This window comes from Spongiimicrobium salis, assembly GCF_043678055.1.
GTDB classification, from domain to species: domain Bacteria; phylum Bacteroidota; class Bacteroidia; order Flavobacteriales; family Flavobacteriaceae; genus Spongiimicrobium; species Spongiimicrobium salis.
Genome location: NZ_JBHEQA010000002.1, coordinates 760,364 through 779,534 on the forward strand (window position 1 = coordinate 760,364; position 19,171 = coordinate 779,534).

23 protein-coding genes are annotated in these 19,171 nt (G+C 36.2%); 19 read left to right on the forward strand and 4 right to left on the reverse strand.

The window, feature by feature from the left end; genetic code table 11:
• The first annotated feature begins 287 nt into the window (after positions 1-287).
• The 9 genes from ACEXOE_RS12635 to ACEXOE_RS12675 all read left to right on the forward strand — a co-directional run bounded on the left by ACEXOE_RS12635 (position 288) and on the right by ACEXOE_RS12675 (position 6,434).
• On the forward strand, positions 288-731 hold the full coding sequence (locus ACEXOE_RS12635; RefSeq protein ID WP_394749169.1) for a hypothetical protein: 444 nt from the start codon (positions 288-290) through the stop codon (positions 729-731).
• A 44-nt stretch (positions 732-775) separates the two neighbouring features.
• On the forward strand, positions 776-1,318 hold the full coding sequence (locus tag ACEXOE_RS12640) for a hypothetical protein (RefSeq protein ID WP_394749170.1): 543 nt from the start codon (positions 776-778) through the stop codon (positions 1,316-1,318).
• Positions 1,319-1,406: 88 nt separating this feature from the next.
• Positions 1,407-1,994, forward strand: a complete 588-nt coding sequence (locus tag ACEXOE_RS12645) for a hypothetical protein (RefSeq protein ID WP_394749171.1) — start codon at positions 1,407-1,409, stop codon at positions 1,992-1,994.
• Between the two features lie 314 nt (positions 1,995-2,308).
• Positions 2,309-2,785, forward strand: coding sequence for a Dps family protein (locus tag ACEXOE_RS12650; protein WP_394749172.1), 477 nt, complete (start codon positions 2,309-2,311; stop codon positions 2,783-2,785).
• 150 nt (positions 2,786-2,935) lie between these two features.
• Positions 2,936-3,205, forward strand: a complete 270-nt coding sequence (locus ACEXOE_RS12655; protein WP_394749173.1) for a hypothetical protein — start codon at positions 2,936-2,938, stop codon at positions 3,203-3,205.
• Between the two features lie 10 nt (positions 3,206-3,215).
• Complete coding sequence (locus tag ACEXOE_RS12660) at positions 3,216-3,905, forward strand: HupE/UreJ family protein (protein WP_394749174.1); 690 nt, start codon at positions 3,216-3,218, stop codon at positions 3,903-3,905.
• 3 nt (positions 3,906-3,908) lie between these two features.
• Complete coding sequence (locus ACEXOE_RS12665; protein WP_394749175.1) at positions 3,909-4,556, forward strand: hypothetical protein; 648 nt, start codon at positions 3,909-3,911, stop codon at positions 4,554-4,556.
• Between the two features lie 752 nt (positions 4,557-5,308).
• Positions 5,309-5,500 (forward strand): hypothetical protein, encoded by a 192-nt coding sequence (locus ACEXOE_RS12670; protein WP_394749176.1) that lies wholly within the window; start codon positions 5,309-5,311, stop codon positions 5,498-5,500.
• 193 nt (positions 5,501-5,693) lie between these two features.
• On the forward strand, positions 5,694-6,434 hold the full coding sequence (locus tag ACEXOE_RS12675) for a LytTR family DNA-binding domain-containing protein (RefSeq protein WP_394749177.1): 741 nt from the start codon (positions 5,694-5,696) through the stop codon (positions 6,432-6,434).
• Positions 6,435-6,496: 62 nt separating this feature from the next.
• Here ACEXOE_RS12675 and ACEXOE_RS12680 read toward each other — a convergent pair whose 3' ends face one another.
• Together ACEXOE_RS12680 and ACEXOE_RS12685 are read right to left on the reverse strand one after the other, a co-directional pair.
• Positions 6,497-7,186, reverse strand: coding sequence for a LytR/AlgR family response regulator transcription factor (locus ACEXOE_RS12680; RefSeq protein ID WP_394749178.1), 690 nt, complete (start codon positions 7,184-7,186; stop codon positions 6,497-6,499).
• Complete coding sequence (locus tag ACEXOE_RS12685; protein WP_394749179.1) at positions 7,164-8,237, reverse strand: sensor histidine kinase; 1,074 nt, start codon at positions 8,235-8,237, stop codon at positions 7,164-7,166. Before ACEXOE_RS12685 ends, ACEXOE_RS12680 begins: the two co-directional genes overlap by 23 nt.
• 249 nt (positions 8,238-8,486) lie before the next feature.
• On the opposite strand from ACEXOE_RS12685, the gene ACEXOE_RS12690 reads away from it, so the two are divergent.
• Positions 8,487-9,782, forward strand: coding sequence for a serine hydrolase domain-containing protein (locus ACEXOE_RS12690; RefSeq protein ID WP_394749180.1), 1,296 nt, complete (start codon positions 8,487-8,489; stop codon positions 9,780-9,782).
• 66 nt (positions 9,783-9,848) lie between these two features.
• On the forward strand, positions 9,849-10,982 hold the full coding sequence (locus tag ACEXOE_RS12695; protein WP_394749181.1) for a serine hydrolase domain-containing protein: 1,134 nt from the start codon (positions 9,849-9,851) through the stop codon (positions 10,980-10,982).
• Positions 10,983-11,160: 178 nt separating this feature from the next.
• Here ACEXOE_RS12695 and ACEXOE_RS12700 read toward each other — a convergent pair whose 3' ends face one another.
• Both ACEXOE_RS12700 and ACEXOE_RS12705 read right to left on the reverse strand, forming a co-directional pair.
• A complete protein-coding gene (locus ACEXOE_RS12700) occupies positions 11,161-11,406 on the reverse strand; it encodes a hypothetical protein (protein WP_394749182.1) in 246 nt (81 codons plus the stop codon).
• A gap of 205 nt (positions 11,407-11,611) precedes the next feature.
• Positions 11,612-13,336, reverse strand: coding sequence for a helix-turn-helix domain-containing protein (locus ACEXOE_RS12705; RefSeq protein WP_394749183.1), 1,725 nt, complete (start codon positions 13,334-13,336; stop codon positions 11,612-11,614).
• A 338-nt stretch (positions 13,337-13,674) separates the two neighbouring features.
• Here ACEXOE_RS12705 and ACEXOE_RS12710 point away from each other — a divergent pair, with 338 nt between their 5' ends.
• The 8 genes from ACEXOE_RS12710 (at position 13,675) to ACEXOE_RS12745 (ending at position 19,168) form a co-directional block, all read left to right on the forward strand.
• On the forward strand, positions 13,675-13,920 hold the full coding sequence (locus ACEXOE_RS12710) for a hypothetical protein (RefSeq protein ID WP_394749184.1): 246 nt from the start codon (positions 13,675-13,677) through the stop codon (positions 13,918-13,920).
• A gap of 168 nt (positions 13,921-14,088) precedes the next feature.
• On the forward strand, positions 14,089-14,283 hold the full coding sequence (locus tag ACEXOE_RS12715; RefSeq protein WP_394749185.1) for a hypothetical protein: 195 nt from the start codon (positions 14,089-14,091) through the stop codon (positions 14,281-14,283).
• Between the two features lie 103 nt (positions 14,284-14,386).
• A complete protein-coding gene (locus ACEXOE_RS12720; RefSeq protein ID WP_394749186.1) occupies positions 14,387-14,638 on the forward strand; it encodes a hypothetical protein in 252 nt (83 codons plus the stop codon).
• Positions 14,639-14,853: 215 nt separating this feature from the next.
• On the forward strand, positions 14,854-15,090 hold the full coding sequence (locus tag ACEXOE_RS12725; RefSeq protein WP_394749187.1) for a hypothetical protein: 237 nt from the start codon (positions 14,854-14,856) through the stop codon (positions 15,088-15,090).
• 430 nt (positions 15,091-15,520) lie between these two features.
• Positions 15,521-16,270 carry an SDR family oxidoreductase gene (locus tag ACEXOE_RS12730; protein WP_394749188.1) on the forward strand — a complete coding sequence of 250 codons (750 nt, stop codon included), beginning with the start codon at positions 15,521-15,523 and terminating at the stop codon, positions 16,268-16,270.
• A 70-nt stretch (positions 16,271-16,340) separates the two neighbouring features.
• Positions 16,341-17,213 carry an RNA polymerase sigma factor gene (locus ACEXOE_RS12735; RefSeq protein WP_394749189.1) on the forward strand — a complete coding sequence of 291 codons (873 nt, stop codon included), beginning with the start codon at positions 16,341-16,343 and terminating at the stop codon, positions 17,211-17,213.
• A 390-nt stretch (positions 17,214-17,603) separates the two neighbouring features.
• Positions 17,604-17,840, forward strand: coding sequence for a hypothetical protein (locus tag ACEXOE_RS12740; protein WP_394749190.1), 237 nt, complete (start codon positions 17,604-17,606; stop codon positions 17,838-17,840).
• 104 nt (positions 17,841-17,944) lie between these two features.
• Complete coding sequence (locus ACEXOE_RS12745) at positions 17,945-19,168, forward strand: glycosyltransferase family protein (protein ID WP_394749191.1); 1,224 nt, start codon at positions 17,945-17,947, stop codon at positions 19,166-19,168.
• Positions 19,169-19,171 lie beyond the last annotated feature (3 nt).

Here is a 19,171-nt window from a genome sequence, read left to right on the forward strand (position 1 = left end):
CTTTTCAGCTCGTTTGTATTCCTTATCGTTCCCAAAATTGTCCTTTACCCTTACTCCTATACTATGTATCATAAGGGAAATGGTTCATTTGAGCTTTGTAAATATAATGGGTTAGGAATTAATTATGTGTTTTATGGGGATTAAATAGGTGGATATTGGGCATTTTTTGTGCAGTTCATCTAAAAAAATGCAGTTCATCTAAAAGTGGGGGTCCATACATCGATAATATATAATATTCTAAAAAATACACGGTTATAATAATCCCAAATCAAAAATTAACCTACCTAATGACCTGTTTAGAATGTAACAAAACGCTAAGCTATATCGACCACAGAAACTCCATGGACAACCTTGGAGTGGAGCTGTGCAAACAGCACCAAGATCGACTCGAAAAGCTAGTTGAAACCAACAATACGCCCATTGAAGCTATACAATTGTATTATAGTTTAAAAGAAGTGGGGGTAAATCCAATGTTAGAATGGTGGGACGGCAATAGATTTATAGATATTGCCATCTCAAGGGTAAAGCTCAATATTGATATTGACGCCGAATACCATATGATTACCCATGAACAAGCAATAAATGACCTAGAAGAGGCCATGCATTCCTTTAAAAATGGGTTCACCACCATTAGAATTCCACATGACCTTATAAAATATCACCTTAAAGAAACGGTAAGAAACATCTTAGGCATCATGGAAGGCCTAAAAGCGAATATCAAAGTTATTTGATACCGAGAATACATAAAAAGATTTTAACCTAAACTACTTATGCAATGGCTGCTACAAAAAAGGTTTTAAAAATCCCAATACGTATAGGCATCGGAGTCCTATTATTGGGTATCTTATTCAAGATTCAACAGATTACTCCCTTTGCGAACCACATTATTGTTAGTGCCCTAGCGGCAATAGCAGTACTATACACCATACGTTTTTGGAAAAAGGAGAAAAAACAATTTTTGGATTACATCAAATTAATACTAATCGATGTTTGGTGCCTCAATGTTATTTTCTCGGTATTGCATCTCCCTTACGATACCATATTGGAAAGTATTACATTTATTAGCTTTCTGGTCTGGGCCGTATTAGAGGGTACTGCCTATTTTGCAAAGGAAAATGAAGAGACCGATATCAGCATAAATCAAATTCTTTGGAATGGGATGGTGGTACTGGGTTCCTTATCCGTAATTGGGGGAATCATGTTCAAAATTCTCCATATTGGATATTCCGACTTATTGTTGGGCATTGGCTTGTTGCTCATTGGTGCCTATATTTTTCGAGATACCTTTGCCGGCGTTCTGGAAGAAGAAGACCAGTAAGTAACCCAAAATCCATTTATTGAAAAACCTGCAATTTCACTAGTACATGAAATTGTATAGATTTTCTATTCCTTTTATTTAAGAAAATATGAGAAAAGATAGCTTATTCCTTATACTATTATGTCTGTTCATTAGCTGTAAGTCTGAAAAGAAGGACAATTCATCCGAAGAAATCGCCACAGATCTAGCTTATGATTCAGAAGCTTCTGTACGACAAGCAAATTTAGAGCGCTTGGAACATGATATCAGTTGGATGCATCCCGAATTCTTTGGTTTTAAAAATTACAAAGAATACCGCATCAACGATACCATTTCTATAGATTTGAACGGAAATGGAATCTTGGAAAAAATCTACTTTAACCGGAATAATCATCATCAATTATATATTGATGAAAAAGGAGCACAACGCATTGTACTAGGAAATAAAAGTGGAACATTTTCTGAATTTCCCAGTACCATGGAATGGGTGAACTTATGGTCTGTAGTTTCAGATGATCAGGTAACCCAGGTACTATTTGAGGAAAACGGCCCCGTATTAAAAGATAGTTTGATAGCTATGGAGGGTCCTGGCATTTATATTGGAAGGGAAGTCCTTGGAGGAGGTATCATTACCTATCGAAAAAACAAACTGTCCTGGATTCATCAATCTTACGAGGAGCATCCCGAAAATCCATAAAGCGAACATACGATTACTTTTTTTCATAAATTGAAGGCACTGCATTTCCTACTGCCATAGGTGATGTGGTGTCTTCTTCATTTTATACTTCCCATACCCAATGCCATTGTTTTTCAACATCGTTTAGCATGTTATAGTTTTTCCTTATCAAAATAACAAAAACAATACATTTTAGCTATTCAACTATTACTACAAACGATGCTATTTCCCCTATTCATAAGGGCATAGCCTTACCTTTGTATTCAATAATTAAGAGAGTGCTATTTCTCATTTGATGCCATCTGGAAATAGTATCATACCAAAAAAATAAAGACATGGAACATACTTTAAATCATATCGGGCTCGACAAAGAGAAGTCCAAATTACTCGCTGAAAAATTAAATTTACTTTTAGCGAATTATCAACTATTTTATATGAATGCCAGAGGTTTTCATTGGAATATTAAAGGAGACAAGTTTTTTGAACTACACTTAAAATTTGAAGAATTGTACAACAATTCCCTCATTAAAATCGATGAAATTGCAGAAAGGATATTGACTTTAGGGCATACGCCTTTACATACGTATACGGATTATTCTGCCATTTCCGAAGTAGCGGAAGCAAAAGGTATTTCCAATGGTATTGAAGCCATTAAAGCGGTTCTTGCTGGGTATCAGACCCTATTGCCTCTAGAGCGCGAATTGTTGGAAATTTCAGGAGATTCGGATGATGAAGGTACAAATGCTTTAATGAGCGATTATATCCGGGAACAGGAGAAGTTGGTTTGGATGTATTCGGCCTACATTCAATAAGAATATATGCTATTATAATAAAAAGTCGTATCTCCTGTTTTAAAGATACGACTTTTTTGATTTTTGATCTTTGCACTGCTTTTAGATTGTAAAACAAAATACTTAACTTTAAAAAACATTTATTTTAATCCTTATTGATCTTTTAAAATTATGAAGTGTACTACCCTTGGCCTAAAAAAATATGTTGTATTAACCTGCATAGGATTCGGACTATTGGTCGCTTGCGGCGAAAAGAAAAAAACGGAAGCGGAAGCAGAAAAAATTGAAATGGAAGCTAAAGCTAAGGCCGAGGAGAATGCAAAAAAGGAGGCTATGGAAAAAGCCGAGGCTATAAAAAAAGCGGAAGCTGAAGAAATAGAGAAAGCAAGAATGAAAGCGGACAGTATTCGTCAGGTCAAAGAACACGGTCACGCACACTAACTATCGCTCCATGTTCCAATCTCTTAAGACACGTATAGCACTAATTGTCCTATGCCTCTGTTCTATAGCGGCATTTGCCCATGGCGTTGACGGGGCTACCCAAAGTTTTTTATCTCAAAATAAAGGTGTCGCCTTTGGACCATTTCTGTATATCGGTGCAAAACATATGATTACGGGTTATGATCACCTTCTTTTTTTAGTAGGCGTCATTTTCTTTTTGTACAAAACCAAAGAAATTCTCTTGTATGTGAGTTTTTTTACCTTGGGTCATAGTCTCACCCTCCTATTTGGTGTCATGGCCGACATCAATGTCAATGTCTACCTTATTGATGCCATTATTGCCCTATCTATTGTATATAAAGGGTTTGATAATTTAGGTGGGTTTCAACAATTCTTTGGAAAACAGCCAAATACCAAATGGGCCGTACTCATTTTTGGCTTGTTCCATGGTTTTGGCCTAGCTACGAAATTACAAGAGTTTGAATTTGATAGAGAAGGGCTTTTTGTTAATCTTCTAGGATTTAATCTCGGTGTGGAAGTGGGTCAGTTTTTAGCCTTGGGGCTGGTACTCCTGGTATTGGGCGTATGGCGGCAATATCCTAGTTATATCAAATTTTCCAACCTCACGAATATTGCATTAATGACTGCCGGATTTTTATTATTAGGATTCCAATTGACGGGATATTATTTTAGTTTCTAAATTATGACATCAGATACTTCAACTACTTTAAGTAAAAAACAACTCCTTAAATCTATATGCATTGCCATAGCGATTAGCCTTATTGTTTATGTTACCGCTGTATTACCAGCTGAATATAATATAGATCCCCTGGGAACTGGAAAACTTCTAGGTTTCAGCAAATTATATGTTGAACATGAGGAAAGTACAGCGGCTCCCATTTCCAATGTTTCAGGCCATATTTTCAATTTTAGAAAGATTGAACTGGAAAAATTGGGATCGGGCCCCAATGTTCCCAAACCTGTAGAGGCCAATGATCCTGTTCCAACAACACAATATTCCCAAAAAGAAGATACCATTAGGGTACTTGTCCCGGCAGGGAAAGGGGTAGAATACAAATTCAATGCCTTAAAATTGGGATTGATTCATTACGAATGGCGTACCGATAATAATGCGGTGGTCTATATTGATTTTCATGGAGAAGTATTTCAGGAGAACCCTCCTGCTGATGTTTTCTACGAAAGTTACACCCTTGCCTATTCCAACAATATGGCAGGAAGTTTTACAGCTCCATTTAAGGGCAGGCATGGTTGGTACTTTAGAAATGATACCAAAGAAGATATTACCGTTCGTCTACGACTAAAAGGGGCATACGAATTGTTTAAAAAATAAGCTCAGGGATAGGTGGCATCTCGGTAAAAATAAAAAAAGGAAACATTAAGATAAGATTCTCATGATTTCCTTTTTTATGACTTGTCGGAAAGATGTTCCGCCTAGTCGTTTCACATTGGGTAACAAAATATTGTTTATCCACTGCTCCTTCTTCTTCTCAAAGCAACGCCAACTCTTCTCACTCTTCTTCGAGCACCGCCTTGTATGGATTCTTGCTCTTTTTTGCTTAATTTTTTAATACTGCGTTTTTCCATAATTACTGTTTGTTTGAATGAAGTGCCTAAGCAATTTGGGATAAGCTCCATAACATGCTTTGGCAACGGTTTCTACTGCCATCGAATATAGATAGGTTTCTCCTTAAAGCATAAAAGACAAGACCCAAATAGGTATACTTGTATCCAGCTACACCTCTTTCCATAAAGCAGATTCTGTATCATTACACATCAGCGGACCATTTTGAGCTATCATTATGAAAATAATTCGTGTTAAATTTCCTATAAAAAATAACTAAAAAACTTATATTATTTCCTTTATTCTATATATTGTACTACTCTTTTAAAGATTCACCCATGTGGTTTTGATGAATTAAAGAGCGTTCTTGCAACTATCCAAACCAAAGCAAGCTCATACCAAGAGTACCGCCAAAACGAATATTTAAATCGATGAACCGAAATTTGGGTTCAAAGAAATGGACACAAAACCTTGAGTGTCTTTAAATGTTCAGGGTCCCAATAATTTTATATTTCTACATCATGAAAAAATTAACAAGTTTAAAAGGTGCCAAAGTGCTCAAAAAAGAAGAACAAAAGGTCATTCTAGGTGGAATGCTCCGTAAATTGACGTGCCAACAGCTATTTGTAAGTGCAGATTGCTGCGATCCCAGATGGACTGCCGTTTGTGGCTTCCCTCCCCTACCCTGCGTTAATGGCGTATGTATCTTTTAAATTGAAAGTCGTTCTGCGAAGTCTAGGATTTCGCAGAACTTTAATTGTTTATATAGGCATACATTAACCCCATTTCTTCAGCAAACTCCATCAAAAAATATCTTGTCATTTCATTTCCTTCTTTTGCATTTTCCTATCTTGGACTAAGTATTTAAAATGCCTATTTAATCTTGGTTTCTGTTTAAGTATCGAAATGAACAAATTAAATTTATCCATCAAACATCATCTTTTCATCGGGTTCTTTCTTAGTATTTGGATTTTTAGTTTTGCCTTTTTTATAAGACCCTTTGAAAAAGACTATTTAACCTATAATTGGACAGCCATTAGTATTGGTTTTGGCCTGATCGCTTTTCCTTGTTATGCCATCGTAGCACTACTACAAAGGGTTATATATCAGCGATTTTTGCGATGGCATATCGGTTTTGAACTATTCATGCTTCTTCTTTTTTACCTCTTGTATTCCGTCGGCACCTATCTATACGCTATAAGTCCTATATTCAATGGAGGAATTTATACGTTTCCCGAATTTTTCTATTTGATCATCTTCAAACCCATATTTATATTTACGCCTATTATCCTATTGGCAAGAATATATCTGATCCGATTGATTCCCGTTAAAGAAGATAAAATCACTATTACAGGTGAAAACAAATTGGATATTTTAAAAATCAGGCCATCCGATCTTATCTGTATTACCAATGCCCACAATTATGTGGAAATTTTCTTCATGGAAGGAGGTCAGTTAAGTTCAAAACTTATACGTTCTTCCTTAAAAACAATCAAGGAAGATTGGGATTTTTTAATTCAAGTACACCGATCCCACTTAATAAATCCAATCCATTTTAAATCCTGGAAAGATGCCAATACCATTCTCCTCACCCAAATTGAAATTCCAGTCTCCAAAAATTACAGACATCACGTATTGTCATTATAACTTTCCCAACTAAAAACCCGCTATTTTATTCGTGAATCATGGGTAAAAGTTAGTATTGGCCCTTAGGCATTTAACCTGCTGATTAGCTGTTCCTTAAAAATTCCTCCAATTGGAATTTCGATTTTCCCAATTTCAATATCCTGTTGTGTAAATGCCGTGATTTTGTCCAAGGCTACAATATAGGACCGATGCACCTGCGCAAATTGATGTTCCGGCAGTAGCTTAATAAAATTAGAAATACGTTCCTTGATTAGAATACTCCTCGTTTCTAGATGAATCTTTAAATAATCCCTATGGCTTTCTACATATAGGATATCATTTAGAACAACTTTCAGGTGTTTTTTATTGGCTTGAACAAAAATATGATCCGAAGTTTTATTTTCTTCTGTTGATACCTCATTGGAACTTATATTTAATTTACTGATGGCCTGAAAAAATCGCGTAAAGGTTATGGGTTTCAATAGATAATCCAATACCTGCAGTTCATAACTTTCCACCGCATACTCCCTATAGGCTGTGGTAAAAATGACCTTTGGTGGATTTTTGAGTGATTTTAAGAAGTCAATCCCTGTGAGTTTGGGCATTTGAATATCCAAAAAGATAAGATCTACGGCATTATTCGCTAAAAAGTTAGCTGCCAAAACTGCATTTTTAAATGTCCCCAGACATTCCAAGTAAGGAACCTCCAGTACATGCCCTTCTATCAAAGATCGGGCTAAAGGCTCATCATCAACTATAATACATTTGATCATTGATTTTTTCGGTATTTATTTTCAGTGCTACGTGATACCATTCCTTTTCATCGGTCACATGATACGAAAAATCTGGATATAATAAAGCCAATTGTTGTTTAATGTTGCTAAGGCCAATTCCTCTGGAATACCCCGTTTCATCTTGTTGCTTTGTGGGATTCTTACTGTTCTTTACCTCAAAAAATACAATTTCTCCTTCCTGATAGAGCTTTATATGTATACTAGGTATTTCAAGACTTCCACTAGCTCCATGTTTGAAGGCATTTTCCACAATGGACAATAAAATCAATGGAATTACCCTAGTGTTCTTTGTATAGGTTTTGTTAAAACTAATTTCTATTTCCTCGCCATAGCGCAATTGCTCCAATGCAATATAGTTTTCCAATAATTCCACTTCTTTATGAAGGAACACTAGTTTTCCGTTGGATTGATATAAGATATAGTCCAGCATATTGGATAGGGTGGCTACAATTTCTGGTGCTTTATCTGATTTTTGCAAGGTTAATGTATACAGATTGTTTAAGGTATTAAATAAAAAATGAGGATGCAATTGGGATTTTAAGGCCTGTAATTCCGCAGTATTCTTATCCCGTTCCAATTGTAAGTTTTTCTTTTCTATCTGTCGTTTCTGGCGTAATATGCCTTCAAAGGCCATAACTGCGGTTGCCATGACCAAGGGGGATAAATAACCTACAAATAAGAAATAAACATCGGATAATATCTCTTGGATCGATTCTCTTTCAAAAGGTGGTTCACGGAACAAGGTTTCATATACATATATATTGATCAATCGGTCTAGAGCTGTGGCCAGATAGAATAGGAATACGGTAAGCACCCCAAAAACAAGGTACTTTTTGGTACGGTAATACCGTGGCAGCAACAACTCATTGAATACATGTGCTGCAAGGAGCATGGCCGGCAATCGCTTGGTGTTTTCGAGCAACAATCCTAGTAAAGGCTGACTGTTGTCGTCTTTAAAAAATTGAATTAAAGTAAAGCTGATCAATAAAACAGTCCAAAAAATGATATGATCTTGCAAAGGTTTTTTCATTGCCTAGGTATACTATGATTGCTTAGGTTGTTTTTGCCTTAGACACAAATTTCCCTGTTATTAAAGTTTAAAATTAAGCTTTATATAATCACCTTGAAGGCAATTCGACCAAACAGGAAAAACTGAAGACCAATTTGAGTTTGGCGTAGACTAAATCGTTGGGCTTTTTATAAAGGCTATTGTCAGTAATCTATCGCGTTTCTGTCGATATTTTTAAGAGCATCATGGCTTTTTCTCCAGTTTTGAAGTATGAGAAAATTCAAACTGAACAAGACCGGACGCCGCATCTGCAGAATATTGGGAGTGATATTCTTACTATTGGTCCTATTTAATATCTATTATGCTTTTACCTTAAATCCTTTTCCCCAGGAATCGCTTCCTTTGACAGAAACGATATATGATTCTGCTTATGAAGCGGAGATAAGCCGGGCAAGAAGGCATTTAAAGAATGTTAGTAAAAGGTTGCAAGTGCCTTCATTTTCCATTGCAGTGGGGCATCAGAACAAAATCATTTGGTCGGCCGCTGAAGGTTATCAAGACATGGAATCCCGCACTATTGCAACACCTCAAACCCAATATCGCATAGGAAGTACTTCGAAGTCATTAACAGCGACCGGTGTAGCAAATGCCTTTCAAAAGAAACAATTATTCATGGACGCCTCTATTGGAGATACCATCATCAATTGGAAAAGGAAACAATGGGATTTCAGCATGCGTCAACTTCTAAGTCATACTGCAGGTTTTGGTAACTACGGGGACTTTGGTATGTCGTCCTGGAAATATACCTTATGCAATTGTTATGAATTCAACACCGTAACAGAAGGATTGAATGTTTTTAATACCACCGACCTCCTATATGAACCTGGAACCGATTTTGCCTATTCTACTTTTGATATAAATTTTGCAAGTGCTGTTTTAGAGCAGGCCACAGGAATGCCTTTTCCTAAATATATGGAGCAAGAAATTTTTACCCCACTGGGCATGAAGCATACCTACGCCGATCATACGAGGCCTAAAAGTGAGCACTTTGCCACTTTTTATGAAACGGATAATGGATATTACCGAGAGTTTAGAAGTTTTGGATTTAGGTATGATATCAATCTCAGTTACAAATGGGCTGGCGGGGGTTTTATTTCAACACCTAGTGATTTGGTCAGGTTGGGCAATGCCTGGGTCAATGATACTACCTTTATCCATACAAATACCAAAAAGGAATTCTGGAAACCTGTTAAATTAAAGAATGGTGAAATCAATGAACAACAATACGCCCTAGGTTGGCGATCTTATTTGGATTTTAACTACGAGCATCTGGGAGATGGAGAGACCTCGTATTGGGTAGTACATCATGGAGGGGTCAGTAAAGGGTCGCAAAACTTCTTGGTCCTGTTTCCAAATTATAATTTGGTTATCGATGCCTCCATCAATGCCAATGTAATGCCATTTTCGAAATTCTTTGCTGAAGTAATGCAAATAGCGACACCCTTTTTAGAAAGCTTGGAAAAAGAGGAATCCCAGTTGTTCCTCGATATCAAAGAAGTTCAATAAGCTTCCTATCCAAATATGCATGAGTTCCTTAAACAATTTGATGTGCTACATCGTAAAATGAATTACATGAAAAAAACGGCTTTAATCCCATGGCTTGTATTCCTTGTCCTTTTGCAATCTTGTTCTATTCAATCGTTTAAACAAAATCTTCAGGCAGATCCATCTCTCCAGGGATTCCATGAAAAAGTGGATGCCATGGTGATACAGAAAATGAACGAATACAATATTCCTGGACTTTCCATAGGCTTGATTCACTATGACTCTATAATTTATACCAAAGGTTATGGTATTCGAAGTATTAAAAACAACAGTTTAGTGACAGAAAACACGGTGTTCCACACCGCTTCCATAAGTAAACTTTTTACTGCTATGGCCATTATGAAACTCGTAGAACAACGCAAACTATCACTTGAAGATACATTGACCTCCCTACTTCCCAAATTAAAATATACGGATAACAGAATCAATAACATAACCATAAAACAGCTATTGAATCATACTTCTGGATTACGCGATATTGGCAATTACCATTGGGGCAATAACAATAGATTCGATACCAGTCTTGAAGAATTTGTTTTACAACATCATCTTAAACTGGACGCAAACCCTTCATCTACATATCAATACAATAATCTTGGCTATGATATCTTAGGCCATGTCATAGAAAAAATTTCTTTTTCCACTTTTGATGATTTTTTAAAGGACAATATTTTGGCACCTAGCGGGATGGATAATAGTGATTTTAGGTATTTTAAAATACCAGATTCATTAAAAACATCTCCTCATTCCAAAAGATGGATCACAAAGCATGTCTATGAAAGAAAAACCTATCCGTATACTAGGGAACACGCACCGAGTAGTACTTTAAATTCATCCTCAAAAGATTTAAGCAAATGGATGATTTCTTTTATGCACAATGTAAATAATTTGGAAGACAACAAGGGGTATCGGCAAATGATATCGCCTACTTTTAAACCTAATGAACGTATTGGTCTAGGATTTCAGTTGGGAAGTATAATGTCACAAAAAACCATTAGTCATTATGGCGGGGATAAAGGGTTTAGAAGCTATTTATTAATGATTCCAGAAAAAAGAATTGGATTGGTACTTTTGGCAAATTGTGATTACAATGAGCACTTTAGGCAAGAAATAGTACATCCTATTGCAAAATTTTTGCTAACAAGATATGGCCTGCATTGAACTTTTGCAAAGTTCATAACTTCACAGCAAAATATCACTAAAATTTACGCCATTAAAACTCCAGTATTAAGTTGCCTCACTGATATGACTCTCCGTTCAACTGCAATTACAAAATATACATCACTTCTAAATATCTTAAAATAGGCAAATCAATGAACTTAGCTCGCCTAACGGATTTTTATAATGTTGTCCCTGGATCTGTATTTTGAGTATCAATATGAGTACAAGGCCTGCTGGATAGTGGTCTTATTGGATTAGAATCCGTGTCTATGGTATCCGTGTCAGGATCTATGGTGTGATTTGGTCCTGGAGCTGTATTTACGGTAGGAGCACCATTTGGGTTGCCAGTTCCTCCTCGTATTGTGTTCAGGCTTTTCAGTTTGGCAATCTGAATTTTTTTCAATTGTAATTTGTTTTTTTTCATAGGTAAAGCAATTATATTAACCTTTTCAAGATATCAAATGCGAATTACTTCTAAAATCCATTTTCAGAACGAATTCCTATCGATTCATGAATCAATAAAAATAAAATGAAAAACAACTAACTTATTTTCAATGACTTATCACGCATTCAGAATAAAAGTGTTTATCATAAGGGAAATGGCAACATCCTTGGTTTCTTTTATGGGTTTACCTAAATTTCTTCAACTCTTTTAAAAAATAGGAAGGGTTTATTCCCTTGTTTTTGTAAAATGCTTTGGCAAAGGCTTGTACATTATTAAACCCCACTTCTTCTGCAATAGCTTTTATGGTATACTTACTATACATAGGGTTTGTTTTCAATTGCTCAATGGCATATTCTATCCGCAAACTATTCAGGTAATTTGTAAAGGAACTTTTTTTGTAGTGGTTAATTATTTTGGACAAGTAGTTTGGATTGGTTTTTAATTTTTTGGACAAGCTAATCAAGGTGATCTTCTTAGAAGTAAACTGTTGCTTTTCTTCAAAGTTTTCCAAGGATTTTAAGATATCATCGATAAGTTTTTCGGGCAAATTGAGCTTGGAATGGTTATTTTTATCAAGATGCTTGTTTACTGATGCATCCCCGAGCTTAGCCTCAATAATTTCGTCAAATCTACTTTTATAGATTTTACGTTTCCGATATTCCCTTCTAGCCCCTATACAAAGCAAAATAATCAGGAGCACCAATAAAATTATCATATTTCTATACCTACCACGTTCCTGCTTCATTTTAAATAATACGCCCTCTTTTTCAGCCTTTAATTTTGGGATATCATATTCCTGTACAATTTCATTATTCAAATAAAACTTATCTGCATTTAGGGTACTATCCACTGCAATAAGTCTACTTATATAGGTTACATAATTTTCATAATCCCCCTGTTCTTTATAGTATTTCACTAAATGTCCGTACCCTTCCCTAAGCACTGGAAATAGGTTCCGATCTTTTAAAAAAATAGAATCTACTTCCTTAAAATAGGCCATTGCCCTGACCGTGTTCTTTTCTTCTAAGTACGATTTCCCACAATACAGAAAGGAGAGCGCCAGTCTGTCTGAATCGGATAATTGTTGTCTCAGATCTTTAATACTTTTTAAATACGGAATATGTTTTTCGAAACTATCGATCGCCACTTTAAAGTGTTTCCTATGAAAAGCGGTTATTCCTTCATTTAATGCAAAATTGGCTTGATATAATCGACTCCCAAACTTTCTGGCCTCTCTACTTCCATAGGCATTATAAAAGGAAGCGGAGTCAGATTCTTTTCGATCATTATACACATTGGCGATGGAGGCTATTGAATATAGATATTCCTTTGGGGTTACCGCCTTTACATTTCTTTGCACATATTTTAGATTTTCTTTATAGTTTACCAGTGCTTCATCATATTCGCCCAATAGCCTTTTTAAATCGCCAATACTCTGCTTGGAACGATAGATCATATGGTTATCCTGCCGCTTCTTGGCATAGAGAATTACGGATAAAAAATTTGTTATTGCCTTCTTATAGGCCTTGTGGGTATAATAGTAATCCCCTTTTGCTTGATAAGCAATAGCTGGAAAACCCGGGATATCTTGATCTTTAGTGATTTCAATAATGCTATCTGCATAATGTAAGGCTCCTTCTTTATTGTACTGAAGATTCATTAAAAAATGATATCCTATGACCTTTTTATGAGAATCTTTATCCCTATTCCCCATCTTGACCATTTGTTTGGCATAAAAATCTTGTGTGACTGAATCCGTCGCTTCTTCCGTCAATTGAAATACTTCCCCAAAAGATAGGTCCATAACCTCTTTTATTGGTGCATTGTTTTGGACTGGACGCGATTCATTACAGGCTACCATACTTAGAATGCAAAAAAGAAGGTAGGTTGCCCTAACTTTTAGATACATGTTGAAGATATTTCTGGTCAATATGTTGATTTTAATCTGTTCACTATATATGAAAAATGGTAAATAAACTAAGATATTATATTCACAATTTTACAAAAAAATACTACAAAGCTTATCTCAATTATGAAATAAGGAATGCGTATAAAGGCGCTACATTTTTGTTCTCTACATTCAATTTTCACACTCTCGTTTTTAACTATCTAAATACAAGCTACTTATGACTGTTACTGCTTATATAGATTCATGAATCGATAGACTAAAAATTTGTAGAACCCTTTTTTCTTTTTTTGATTTGAGTGAGAATAAGTTCAAAAAAACAACAATTAAATTCTTCAATCATGAAAAAATCACTTTCAAATCTTGGAATTATTTTAAGTAAGCAACAATTAAAAGCCATCAAGGGTTCTTTGGGCGGGCAAACATGTACTGCAATGTGTCCCAATGGAGCCCCAAGTGTCACTTGCTCCGGGGATAGCTGTGAAATAAAAAACAATCGATGTTATTATACTAAAACGCGATTTGGAACTTTACAAACGGACTATGTACCCTGTCAACTAGGTATTAGCCATATCGCTCCAGTTTAAGAGCGAATCCTCTACCAAAACAGGATTTGGCAAAATGTAGCCTATTCTTTTGTCAATTGCCTCCCCTGCTCTATTTGCTTTTCAAGCTATACTACATTAGAAGTAGACACAGACCTTGAGTGTCTTTAAATGTTCAAGAGTACAATCATTTTTTTAAATCTTTAATTCATGAAAAAATCACTTTCGAGCCTTGGAAAAATTTTAACGAAAACGCAGCTCCAAGAAATCAATGGAGGAGTTGTTTTTTGCACTTTCCCCCAACCATTTTGCAATGAAGATTGGTGTGCAAATTCCGGCGGTATATGGTATGCTTGCGCAGGAGAATGCCTCGATGCCGGATTAGCCCACTTTCCGCCTTGCTAATTGCATTCAGATTTTCAAAACACATTCGAGCACTAGTAAAAGACATAGGCCTTGAGTGTCTTTAAATGTTCAAGGATACAATCATTTTTTAAATCTTTCATTTATGAAAAAATCAATTCAAAACCTTGGGAAGATCTTAAGCAAATCCGAGCAAAAAAAGGTTGGCGGAGGGCAATATAATTGTGGTCCAACAGTCTCACAGATGAACTGTGATGAATATTGTGAACAAGTGTCATTCATTCTCCAACATGAATGGCTCAATGAAAATACCCACAACGTTAGAACACTCATGCGATTGATGACTGATGTTTGTGGAGGATATGATCCCAATGATACTCCTCCTAGGTTTAGTTAATTCGTTAAATCACACATATACATTACAAACAATACTTAAATCATATAAAAACGGGGAAACATCCTTCAAAATAGAAATCAGGTGTTCATATTCCCATCTCTTTTTGAATTCCAATGATTTAGATCTTTCAGGAAAATGTTTTCTCACAAAGAAAAGACACAGACCTTGAGTGTCTTTAAATGTTCAAGGATGCACTCATTTTAAATCTTTCATTTATGAAAAAAACATTGGTAAACATTGGTAAAATTTTAAGCAAATCGGAACAAAGACAGATTAGTGGAGGTAGTCCTTATACCTGTAGTAGAGGTTCGCAAGCAAGTTGTGATGAGTACTGCCATTCTCTAATGATCATCTATACAAACGATAATCCGCAAGAAGCCAGAGACGGGGCTCTTCAGGCTTTAGAAGATAATTGTGGCATTACCGTTATTGGAGGACCTTCATTATTTTAATCCAATACTCAAAAAAAAACATAGGAATCATAGAGGTTCCTATGTTTAAATTTTCATGCCTTTGTTTCATCAACTATACCATACTACAAAGCTCAAAAGGAATCTTCCAAGCCATGCATACCCTTCTTTCCTCATCCAAAACGCTGCAGTAAGTTACTTCACTTCCCTATTTCTAGGGCTTAAATCAATGTCATTTTTCTGTAACCTATTGTTTCAGGTATTTATTTTCTCTTCGTTCCATTAAAACTTGAGTTGTACAGTTAAAAAAACAACGTATTGAAAATCATAACCTTAAGCATATAAGGTGTTTTTTAAGTAAACACAAACCCCACTATTCTTCTATTCCGGTTTGTAACACTCCCATTTTTTCTTGTCCAAACTATATAACACATGATATAATGTTTAATCTATTTAAAAAAAATCAAAAGAAATGGGAAAATTAGATGGAAAAGTAGCCGTTATAACGGGAGGTAGTAGCGGTATAGGGCTAAGTACGGCCCAGGAATTTATAAACAACGGCGCTAAAGTGGCCATATTTGGGCGCAGTCAAGAAAACTTGGATGCTGCAACCCAACAATTGGGAAAAAATAGTTTTGCAGTGCAAGGAGATGTCACCAATTTGTCCGATTTAGAAAAATTATATGCTACCACAGCAGCAAAATTTGGTAAAATTGATGTTTTGTTCATTAATGTAGGAAAAGGGAAGCTAGCTCCTATTGCAGAAACCGATGAAGCCTTTTTTGATGATATGATCGACGTTAACTTTAAAGGTTCTTATTTTGCCCTACAAAGAGGTATCTCCTATTTAAATGAGAACGCTTCTGTAGTCATTACTACTTCTTGGCTCAATGAAATTGGGTTTGCAGGAAGCAGTTTGTTAAGCGCCAGTAAAGCAGCGCTACGTTCCGTTGTGCGGGTAGCTTCTGCAGAATTGGCAGAAAGGGGTATACGGGTAAATGCCATAAGTCCTGGGCCTATTGGGACGCCTTTCTGGGGAAAAATAGGATTACCAAACGATGTGCTTGAAGGGGCAGCTGCTGCCATTACAGAGCAAACTGCCTTAAAACGCTTTGGCAATCCGGAAGAAGTAGCAAAGGCGGTATTATTCCTAGCTTCTAACGATTCTTCTTATGTTATTGGAGAAGAAGTTGCTGTACATGGAGGAATCAACTCCATTTAAATCCTTTTAAAAGTTTATAAAGCCCTTCTTTTGTATTTTTATAAAAGTTGGGCTTTGATATCAAAGACGTATGAAGAATCCTTTTGCTATTGATTATCCGGATATTGAAGACAAGGAATTGATTCAGCTAGGTCTCAACGGAGATAAAAAGGCATTGCAGAATTTGATCCTAAGGCATCAGGTTTTTGTGTATAACCTTGCCTTAAAAATGAGTCGAAATACCGAAGACGCAGAAGATTTAACTCAAGAGGTGTTCATCAAGGCCATCACCGCTTTATCCAAATTCAAGTATAAAAGTAGTTTTAGGACTTGGCTCTACAGAATCACCGTGAATCATTTCTTAAATACAAAGAAAAGACCATCAGAATTGGTCATCTCTGATTTTGAACACTATTTTCAATCCATTGAGGCCATGCCTAGTTACGATCTTAATGAGCAAGAAAAGGAAGAATGGGGAGATACCATTGAGGAAATCAGAATTCGCTGTACGGCAGGGATGTTGTTATGCTTATCTAGAGAACAACGCATGATTTATATTTTAGGAGAAATGTTTGAAGTAGACCATAAACTTGGGGCTGAGATTTTAGAGATTTCTCCAGGAAATTTTAGAGTCAAACTCACGCGGGTACGAAAAGATCTTTACAATTGGATGAACAAAAAATGTGGCCTGATCAATAAAGAAAATCCATGTCGCTGCTCAAAAAAAACCAAAGCTTACATCAAGTCGGGGAAAGTAGATCCAAACCATCTAAAATTTAATAGCCAGTATCGACTCAAAATAGGGGAATTATCCAAAAAGAAAGCAAAAGACATTACGAATACTGTGGAAACCTTGCATAAAAAAATATTCCAAGACCATCCTTTGCAAAACCCAAAACAAACGTCCAAAATCATGGATGAAGTGTTCAATAACGATCTTATAAAATTTATACTCAACCTATAATATCCCCCTTGAAAGTTACCACTTTGCCGTAACCATACTAGATCATTGTCTTTGTGAAATCTTCTGTTTTCAATCTTAAGCCTAGTTATGGTATGCTTAATTCTGTTTCACAATACGTAAATCTCTTTGTATTAAAACATTAACCTAAAAACTGATAATGACTACATACCATCATTCTCATGCATTTTACACATAAAATCTTACAAATTGTACATGTATAAAGCTATATTCCTTACTATTCCACTATATTTAGTACGGACTCAGGGATGCCAATGTAGATGCAAAAAGATACCTATGCGCTGTAAAGCATAGCTTTCTATTATTTTGCCCCATACGCATAGCATTGCTTTTTTCCGGGCCAATAAAATTTTTAATTTAAAAAAGTATTTTATGGCAATTATTCTAAAAAACAATTTGGATGGTTTAGTAACCTATGCTACAAATGTACCTGCGGGTTCGGGTTATGTAAAACCAAATGGTCAGTCGACTTCCATGCCTCAAGGAACTAACTTAATTCATTGGACTGTAGAGACCGATGCTCCCGTCGGTAGTTTTCGAACAAATGGCGTTATTAAAGCGGAGGACGGGCATGTTTATACTATTGATGTCTCTAAAACGCCCATTTAATAGTTTGTTGGCCTACAGCTATACTGCAGAACTCTTTAAAGGATATGATTTAATTGGTTTCAATTGATTCCAATATGCGTAATCCATGGTAGCTAATACACAAAATGACAAAAAAGCCCTGCATTTTAATTATTGGAGATGCTGTTGCCACAACAGGATTTGCACGGGTTATTTATGAAATTTTTGTTCCTCTTAAAGAGAAATTCAATCTTGTTCAATTGGGAACCAATTATTTTGGTGATCCCCATGACTGGCCTTGGAGGATCTTTCCTGCCGGTATTGATCAATATGCCCTCGGTGCGCATCGCATTAAACCCCTGGTAGCCAGTCTGCAACCCGATTTGGTTTTTATGCTACAGGACCCTTGGGCATTGGTTGAATATTTTAAGGAACTTAGCGCGTTTAAGTCCATACCCACGGTAGTTTATGCCTCTTTTAATTCAGGGAATATCGATACCACCTTGCCTCCTTTGCTCAAGCAAGCAAGTTATATGGCGGTATATACGCAATTTGCAAAAAAAGCACTTAAAGAAGCTATTGCTTCTCATCCTAAGCTATCCTTCCCTAAAATTGATGTCATTCCCCATGGCGTAGATTGCGAAACCTTTAAACCTCTGGGGGAAAATAGGTCAGTCTCCCAAAAAATAGCACGTCAGGCCATTTATCCTGTGGATAATACGCTTTTACAAGATGGTTTTATTGTTTTGAATGCCAACAGAAATCAACCTCGGAAACGCATAGACCTTTGCATGGAAGGTTTTGGTCTATTTGCCAAAAATAAACCAGAAGGGGTATTCCTGCATTTACATATGGGGTTAAAAGATATTGGTTGGGATATTAAAGGCTTGGCACGACGATACCAATTGGAAGACCGACTCATCTATTCTACCGATGAAAATCAGCAACCACAAGTTACGGATTCCATGCTCAACACCATTTTTAATGCCGCATCCATTGGCATCAATACTGCTTCCAGTGAAGGATGGGGCTTGTTAAGTTTTGAACAGGCTGCTGCCGGTCTTGCACAAATAGTACCCGCGCATAGCAGTGGAAAGGAGCTTTGGAACGAATGTGCCTATCTTCTACCCTACGATATCACTTTGGTTAATCCCCATTCCAAAATCAACGAGCATATCATTAAACCAGCATCTATTGCCGAAGTGTTGGAGCAAGCATGGGGCAATTCAGAAGAATTACAAAAGAAAGAAAAACAATGTTATCTCAATGCACAAAGGAAAGCCTATAGATGGTATGAAATATCCAAGTATTGGGAAGGTATTTTTAATGATCAGTTGGAAAAGAAGGAATTAAAAAAACAAAACTCCTAGTAT

Bases quoted from the DNA above. Each gene is read 5' to 3' on its own strand.
- ACEXOE_RS12635 (WP_394749169.1), top strand. From the start codon at position 288: ATGACCTGTTTAGAATGTAACAAAACGCTAAGCTATATCGACCACAGA.
- ACEXOE_RS12640 (WP_394749170.1), top strand. From the start codon at position 776: ATGGCTGCTACAAAAAAGGTTTTAAAAATCCCAATACGTATAGGCATC.
- ACEXOE_RS12645 (WP_394749171.1), top strand. From the start codon at position 1,407: ATGAGAAAAGATAGCTTATTCCTTATACTATTATGTCTGTTCATTAGC.
- ACEXOE_RS12650 (WP_394749172.1), top strand. From the start codon at position 2,309: ATGGAACATACTTTAAATCATATCGGGCTCGACAAAGAGAAGTCCAAA.
- ACEXOE_RS12655 (WP_394749173.1), top strand. From the start codon at position 2,936: ATGAAGTGTACTACCCTTGGCCTAAAAAAATATGTTGTATTAACCTGC.
- ACEXOE_RS12660 (WP_394749174.1), top strand. From the start codon at position 3,216: ATGTTCCAATCTCTTAAGACACGTATAGCACTAATTGTCCTATGCCTC.
- ACEXOE_RS12665 (WP_394749175.1), top strand. From the start codon at position 3,909: ATGACATCAGATACTTCAACTACTTTAAGTAAAAAACAACTCCTTAAA.
- ACEXOE_RS12670 (WP_394749176.1), top strand. From the start codon at position 5,309: ATGAAAAAATTAACAAGTTTAAAAGGTGCCAAAGTGCTCAAAAAAGAA.
- ACEXOE_RS12675 (WP_394749177.1), top strand. From the start codon at position 5,694: ATGAACAAATTAAATTTATCCATCAAACATCATCTTTTCATCGGGTTC.
- ACEXOE_RS12680 (WP_394749178.1), bottom strand. From the start codon at position 7,186: ATGATCAAATGTATTATAGTTGATGATGAGCCTTTAGCCCGATCTTTG.
- ACEXOE_RS12685 (WP_394749179.1), bottom strand. From the start codon at position 8,237: ATGAAAAAACCTTTGCAAGATCATATCATTTTTTGGACTGTTTTATTG.
- ACEXOE_RS12690 (WP_394749180.1), top strand. From the start codon at position 8,487: ATGAGAAAATTCAAACTGAACAAGACCGGACGCCGCATCTGCAGAATA.
- ACEXOE_RS12695 (WP_394749181.1), top strand. From the start codon at position 9,849: ATGAAAAAAACGGCTTTAATCCCATGGCTTGTATTCCTTGTCCTTTTG.
- ACEXOE_RS12700 (WP_394749182.1), bottom strand. From the start codon at position 11,406: ATGAAAAAAAACAAATTACAATTGAAAAAAATTCAGATTGCCAAACTG.
- ACEXOE_RS12705 (WP_394749183.1), bottom strand. From the start codon at position 13,336: ATGTATCTAAAAGTTAGGGCAACCTACCTTCTTTTTTGCATTCTAAGT.
- ACEXOE_RS12710 (WP_394749184.1), top strand. From the start codon at position 13,675: ATGAAAAAATCACTTTCAAATCTTGGAATTATTTTAAGTAAGCAACAA.
- ACEXOE_RS12715 (WP_394749185.1), top strand. From the start codon at position 14,089: ATGAAAAAATCACTTTCGAGCCTTGGAAAAATTTTAACGAAAACGCAG.
- ACEXOE_RS12720 (WP_394749186.1), top strand. From the start codon at position 14,387: ATGAAAAAATCAATTCAAAACCTTGGGAAGATCTTAAGCAAATCCGAG.
- ACEXOE_RS12725 (WP_394749187.1), top strand. From the start codon at position 14,854: ATGAAAAAAACATTGGTAAACATTGGTAAAATTTTAAGCAAATCGGAA.
- ACEXOE_RS12730 (WP_394749188.1), top strand. From the start codon at position 15,521: ATGGGAAAATTAGATGGAAAAGTAGCCGTTATAACGGGAGGTAGTAGC.
- ACEXOE_RS12735 (WP_394749189.1), top strand. From the start codon at position 16,341: ATGAAGAATCCTTTTGCTATTGATTATCCGGATATTGAAGACAAGGAA.
- ACEXOE_RS12740 (WP_394749190.1), top strand. From the start codon at position 17,604: ATGGCAATTATTCTAAAAAACAATTTGGATGGTTTAGTAACCTATGCT.
- ACEXOE_RS12745 (WP_394749191.1), top strand. From the start codon at position 17,945: ATGACAAAAAAGCCCTGCATTTTAATTATTGGAGATGCTGTTGCCACA.